The sequence below is a fragment of the Anaerolineae bacterium genome (assembly GCA_025062375.1).
Lineage (GTDB): Bacteria > Chloroflexota > Anaerolineae > SpSt-600 > SpSt-600 > SpSt-600.
The window spans coordinates 1-560 of the sequence record JANXAG010000088.1; the positions used below are offsets into that span (position 1 = coordinate 1).

The 560-nt window shown below is 60.9% G+C and carries 3 protein-coding genes; all 3 read right to left on the reverse strand.

The window, feature by feature from the left end; all coding sequences use genetic code 11:
* Positions 1 to 114: nucleotidyltransferase domain-containing protein (locus tag NZ653_10170; protein MCS7287480.1), on the reverse strand; the 114-nt coding region annotated here is incomplete at its 3' end.
* 15 nt (positions 115 to 129) lie between these two features.
* The gene (locus NZ653_10175) at positions 130 to 513 is read right to left on the reverse strand and encodes a HEPN domain-containing protein (protein MCS7287481.1); all 384 of its coding nucleotides are present in this window, start codon (positions 511 to 513) and stop codon (positions 130 to 132) included.
* The coding region (locus NZ653_10180) for an IS5/IS1182 family transposase (GenBank protein MCS7287482.1) at positions 479 to 560 on the reverse strand (82 nt) is incomplete at its 5' end. The genes NZ653_10180 and NZ653_10175, both read right to left, overlap by 35 nt.

Sequence of the window (560 nt, forward strand, 5' to 3'; positions counted from 1 at the left end):
TCCGTCCCCCGAAAGGAGAATGGCGATGTCCACATCACTGCGAGGGGTGAAATCCCCCCGGGCAAAGGACCCAAAGAGCACCACCTCTCGGACCCGTGGATGCTCCCGCCGGATGCGGGCCGCGATGTCTCAAGATGCTCCCGGAGCGCCTCCGCGTCCACCGAGAGAATCTCCACACCATCGCAGGATTGCCTCCGCAGCGAGGGCTGCCTCCTGGGCCATCTCCTCGTCAAAATACTCAAACGGAGCCCCTTCCGGGAATCCGTTCGGATATCGGGCCTCCAGATAGTAGCGGGTTAGGGCACGGGCGAAGGCGTAGAACTCACCGGGCACTTCGTAAGATTCCCTCAGTCCCCGAAGCAAAGCCAGAATGGAATGCCCCCGCACTTCCAGGCCTTGTTGTTCGTAAAGGGCCTTTAGGACCTTTTCGGCGGCCCGCTGGGCAGCGAGGCAGGCCCATTCATAATCTCCGGCCACCTTATAACCCTGCTGCGTGAAAGGCAATAAGGGCACAGGCGAAAGGCAGGAACGCGAGATGATTGGCGGCCCTCTTCTCCCAA